This window comes from Vibrio sp. 704, from assembly GCF_033339295.1.
Window position 1 is genome coordinate 1 of record NZ_JAWOUH010000276.1, and the last position, 821, is coordinate 821.

Sequence of the window (821 nt, forward strand, 5' to 3'; positions counted from 1 at the left end):
AACACGGACAACTGACAGAATAATTTGTTATGGTTACCCATTACTATTCGAAAGATAATAAGTCTGTAACAAGGGAGCTGGGTAATGGAGAAAGTGCAGTTGGTCGTCGATTTTCTTCTCACGCACAAAATGCTGTTTACCACATTAATTTTGTTTTTTATGTGGTTGGTACGTCGTTCAATTTTGTCGATGATTCGCGGTGATCATGCCTTTTTAACCGAAGATCAACGCAGTTGGATGTCGAGAACCAAAAACGGTACGTTTGCGTTCACATTGCTGATCCTGTTTATCCTCTGGCAATCAGAAATCAGTGAGTTTGCGCTCAGTGTTACAGCGATTGCGGTCGCTATTGTGGTGGCATCGAAAGAGATCATTTTGTGTTTTACAGGCTCGATTCAACGTGCGAGTTCGCGCTCGTTTCGAGTGGGTGATTGGATTGAAGTGGGTAAGTTGTGTGGCGAGGTGATCGAACACAACATGATGGCGACAGTGATTCAAGAGATCGATTTGCATCACGGGCAATACCATTACACGGGTAAAACTGCGACGTTGCCTAATAGTATGTTTTTCACCTATCCGGTTAAAAACCTCAACTTCATGAAGCGTTATGTTTACCATAATTTCACGATTGTGGTGAAAGACTTCGTCAACCTGTATCCGCTACTGACACCGTTAACGGACAAAATTGATGAGCATTGCAGTTACTTTAGTGATGTGGCACATCGTTACAATGCCATGATCGAGAAGCATGCCGGCGTTGATCTGCCGGGCGCAGAGCCGCACATCCACATTTCAAGTCATATTAATGGTGAGCAGATTGT

At 43.7% G+C, this 821-nt stretch carries 1 protein-coding gene; it reads left to right on the plus strand.

What is annotated here, in order from left to right:
- Window positions 1-84: 84 nt before the first annotated feature.
- Window positions 85-821: mechanosensitive ion channel family protein (locus R7R24_RS25905; RefSeq protein ID WP_318119991.1), on the plus strand; the 737-nt coding region annotated here is incomplete at its 3' end.